Annotated in this window: 3 protein-coding genes; 1 reads left to right on the top strand and 2 read right to left on the bottom strand. The window is 71.4% G+C overall.

The window, feature by feature from the left end; all coding sequences use genetic code 11:
• Window positions 1–2,019, top strand: a 2,019-nt coding sequence (locus tag D183_RS0110795) for a membrane-bound PQQ-dependent dehydrogenase, glucose/quinate/shikimate family (RefSeq protein ID WP_017909000.1), incomplete at its 5' end; no start/stop codon positions are given.
• Between the two features lie 214 nt (window positions 2,020–2,233).
• Here the strand turns inward: D183_RS0110795 and D183_RS0110790 are convergent.
• Together D183_RS0110790 and aroD are read right to left on the bottom strand one after the other, a co-directional pair.
• Window positions 2,234–3,541 carry an MFS transporter gene (locus tag D183_RS0110790; protein ID WP_017908999.1) on the bottom strand — a complete coding sequence of 436 codons (1,308 nt, stop codon included), beginning with the start codon at window positions 3,539–3,541 and terminating at the stop codon, window positions 2,234–2,236.
• Window positions 3,542–3,589: 48 nt separating this feature from the next.
• Window positions 3,590–4,394: type I 3-dehydroquinate dehydratase (aroD, locus tag D183_RS0110785; RefSeq protein ID WP_017908998.1), on the bottom strand; the 805-nt coding region annotated here is incomplete at its 5' end.

Here is a 4,394-nt window from a genome sequence, read left to right as displayed (position 1 = left end):
GGCGGCCTGGCCGGCATGTTCGTGCCGCATCCGCCGGTGGCCGCCAGCGGCCCCGGCCCGGCGCCGGTGCCGGTGACCCCGGCGCAGGCGCAACGCGACTGGAGCCACTACGGCAACACCGCCGGCGGCAGCCGCTTCGCCGCGCTGGACCAGATCGGCCGTGGCAACGTCGGCCAGTTGCAGGTGGCCTGGACCTACCGCACCGGCGACATCGCCCTCAGCGACGGCAACGGCGCCGAGGACCAGACCACCCCGCTGCAGATCGGCGAGACGCTGTACGTGTGCACCCCGCACAACAACGTCATCGCGCTGGACGCCAGCAGCGGCCGGCAGCTGTGGAAGCACGAGATCAACGCGAAGTCCTCGGTCTGGCAGCGCTGCCGCGGCCTGGCCTACTTCGATGCCGATGCGCCGCTGGTCCAGCCCAGCGCCACCAACGCCTCGCCGGTGGCGGCAGCGGCGCTGCCGGCCGGCGCCAACTGCCGGCGCCGCGTGCTGACCAACACCATCGATGCGCGGCTGATCGCGCTGGACGCGGACACCGGCGCGTTGTGCAGCGGCTTCGGCCAGAACGGCCAGGTCGACCTGAAGGCCGGCCTCGGCGCCGCACCCGATCCGTTCTACCAGTTGACCTCGGCGCCGACCGTGGCCGGGACCACGGTGGTGGTGGGCGGCCGCGTCGCCGACAACGTGCAGGCCGACATGCCCGGCGGCGTGATCCGCGGCTTCGACGTGATTACCGGCGCACAGCGCTGGGCCTTCGACCCGGGCAACCCGCAGGACACGCAGCCGCCGGCGCCGGGCAAGACCTACGTGCGCAGCACGCCGAACGTGTGGGCGCCGATGTCCTACGACGCCGCCTCCAACACCGTGTTCCTGCCGATGGGCAGCCCGTCCACCGACCTGTACGGTGCCGAGCGCAGCGCGCTGGACCACCGCTTCGGCGCCTCGATCACCGCGCTGGACGCCAGCACCGGCCAGGTCAAGTGGGTCTACCAGACCGTGCACAACGATCTGTGGGATTTCGACCTGCCGATGCAGCCGAGCCTGATCGACTTCCCGATGGCCGACGGCCGCAAGGTGCCGGCGCTGATCATCGGCACCAAGGCCGGCCAGCTGTACGTGCTCGACCGCGCCACCGGCAAACCGCTGACCGAGGTCCGCGAGGTGCCGGTGAAGGCCGCCGACATCCCCCACGAACCGTATGCGCTGACCCAGCCGCTGTCGGTGGGCATGCCGCAGATCGGCACCAAGCACCTGAGCGAAGCGGACATGTGGGGCGCCACCCTGCTGGACCAGATGCTGTGCCGCATCGCCTTCAAGAAGATGCGCTACGAGGGCCTGTACACCGCGCCCGGCACCGATGTGTCGCTGAGCTTCCCCGGCTCGCTGGGCGGCATGAACTGGGGCGGGCTGTCGGTCGATCCGGTGCACGACGTGGTGTTCGCCAACGACATGCGCCTGGGCCTGTGGGTGCAGATGATTCCGCAGAAGGCCGACAAGGCCGCCGCCTCCAGCGGCGGCGAGGCGGTCAACACCGGCATGGGCGCGGTGCCGCTGAAGGGCACGCCGTACGCGGTCAACAAGAACCGCTTCCTGTCGGCGCTGGGCATCCCCTGCCAGGCGCCGCCGTTCGGCACGCTGAGCGCGATCGACCTGAAGACCCGCCGCATCGCCTGGCAGGTGCCGGTCGGCACCGTGCAGGACACCGGTCCGCTCGGCTTCAAGATGCACCTGCCGATCCCGGTCGGCATGCCGACCCTGGGCGGCACCCTGGCCACGCAGAGCGGCCTGGTGTTCATCGCGGGCACCCAGGACTACTACCTGCGGGCGTTCGACAGCGGCACCGGCAAGGAACTGTGGAAGGCGCGGCTGCCGGTGGGCAGCCAGGGCGGGCCGATGACCTACGTGTCGACCAAGACCGGCAAGCAGTACATCGTGATCACCGCCGGCGGCGCGCGGCAGTCGCCGGACCGCGGCGACTACGTGATCGCCTACGCCTTGCCGAACGCCAAGTAAGAATCCGGCGCACCGGCGCCATCTGCGCGCGGCGGCAATGGATCGCCGCCGCATGTGCGGACCTCACAGCGCCTCGACCGAGGCGCCGCAGGTTGGCCGACACATGGGGTACGGCGCCGGACACGGCGCCGATCGGGTGACGCAGACCAGGCCGCGCCGCAAAGCGCGTTGCTCTTGAAGACTGGAATGGAGCCGCGCCCGCGCCGCCCTGCCCTCACCGCGCCGGCTGCAGCCGCATCGTCAGCACCGCGGCAATGGCCACCAGCAGCGGCAACGCCAGCACGTAGTACAGATTGGCCGGCTGCCAGCCGGAGTCGACCAGCACGCCGACGGTCATCGGCGAAAGGATCGCGCCGACGCGGCCGATGCCGATCGCCCAGCCCAGGCCGGTGGTGCGCACGGTGGGCGCGAACACGATCGGCGCCACCGCATACAGGCCGGCCATCGAGCCGAACAGCGCCGCGCCGATCACGAAGGCCACCGGGAAGGCCAGCTGCAACTGCGTGCCGAGCGTGGCGAACGCCGCCATTCCCAGTGCGGCGATCAGGAAGCTGACGGCGGTCAGCCGTGGCAGCAGAAAACGTGCGGCCAGGCCGCCGAACAACGCGCCGCCGACGATGCCGCCCAGGTTCAGCAGCACGCCGCCGGTGACGCCCTGCTCGGCCGACAGTCCGGCCTGCACCAGCAGTTTGGGCGTCCAGCTCAGCACGAAATAGAAGGCAAACATATGCATGAAGAAGCCCAGCGCGATCAGCACGCTGTTGCGGCGCAGTTGCGGGGTGAACAGTGCCGCGTAGCCCGCCTTCTCCTGCACCGGCGGCCGCGGCGGCAGCGCATCCAGGGTCGGTGCGCGCATGCGCGTCAGCAGCGCGTTGAGCCGCGCCAGCGCATCCGGCGGGCGCCGGCTGAGCAGGAAGTCCAGCGATTCGGGCAGCAACGCCAGCACCACCGGGATGCACAGCAGCGAGGCGAGTGCGCCGAACAGGAAGGCCGCATGCCAGCCCCAGCGTTCCAGCAGCATCGCGGCGATCAACCCGCCCAGCGTGGCGCCGATGGGATAGCCGGTGGCCTGCAGGGCCACTGCGGTGCTGCGCCACTTCGGGCTGGCGTATTCGGCGGTGATCACGCCGACGCCGGCGAGCATGCCGCCGATGCCGATGCCGGTGAACACGCGCAGCGCCGCAAGTTGCCAGATGTCCTGCGCCAGTGCCGAGGCGGCCATGCCGACGGTCAGGATCGCCAGGCAGCACAGGATCATGTTGCGCCGGCCCCAGCGGTCGGCCAGCGGGGCCAGCAGCAGCGAGCCCAGCGCCATGCCCACCAGCCCGGCGCTGAGCGCGATCCCCAGCAGCTTGCCGGACAAACGCCAGGCCTCCGACACGTGCGGGGCGATGAAGGCCATCACCATCACGTCGAACCCGTCGAGCATGTTCAACAGCACGCAGACCGCGATCGCCGTCCACTGGAACCCGCTCATGCGATTCAGGACGAGGGCGGTGGGCGGGGCGGCGGCATGGCTCATGGCAACACTCCTGCAGGAACGGCGAACGAGGACGGCAGCGTCGCGGGATTACTTGGGCGGCGCGGCGGCATGCAGCGCATCGAGCGTCTGCCGCAACCGCGCCGCGTCGATCTGCCCGGGCGCCGAGGCGCTGCCGAGCATGCCGAAGGTCAGGCTCTGCCCGAAGGTCTCGCCGGACAGCCGCGACACCGCGCCCAGCGGCCCCATCGCCATGGTCAGCAGCGGCCGGCCGCTGCGCTGGCGCATCTGCCAGGTGGCGTCGAGCAGGTGCAGCACGTCGCCCGGATCGCGCGGCATCACCGCGATCTTCAGCACGTCGGCGCCCAGCGCCTGCTGCCGCTGCAGCCGCGCCACGATCTCCGCCACCGGGGGAGTGGCGTGGAAGTCGTGGCTGGACATCACCACATACACGCCCTGCCGGTGCGCATGCTCCACCAGCCGCCGCAGCACCGCCGGGTCGCGAAACATCTCCACATCGAGCAGGTCGGCAAAGCGCGCGTCCAGCAGGCGCGCGTACAGCGCGCCGTAGGCGGCATCGTCGATCGCCACCGCACCGCCCTCGGCCTTGGTGCGGAAGGTCAGCAGCAGCGGCTTGCCGTGCAGCGCCTGCGCCAGGCGCGGCCCCAATGCCGCCAGCGCGGCCGCGTCGGTGGCCCCGTCCATCAGGTCGATGCGCCACTCGGCCAGGTCCGCATCGGGCGAGGCAGCGATGTGCTGCGCCTGCGCCAGCGCCTCCCCGGCGTCGTGCGCGGTGATCGGCACGATGATCTTGGGCAGGCCGGCACCGATGGCGAGCCCGCGGATCTGCAGCACGCGCGGCGGCGGCAGCGGCGCGCCCGCGGACGGCGCGGCA

Source organism: Xanthomonas sp. SHU 199, from assembly GCF_000364665.1.
Lineage (GTDB): Bacteria > Pseudomonadota > Gammaproteobacteria > Xanthomonadales > Xanthomonadaceae > Xanthomonas_A > Xanthomonas_A sontii.
Note: the sequence above shows the minus strand (reverse complement) of the source record. Positions and strands in the feature narration are given on the sequence as shown.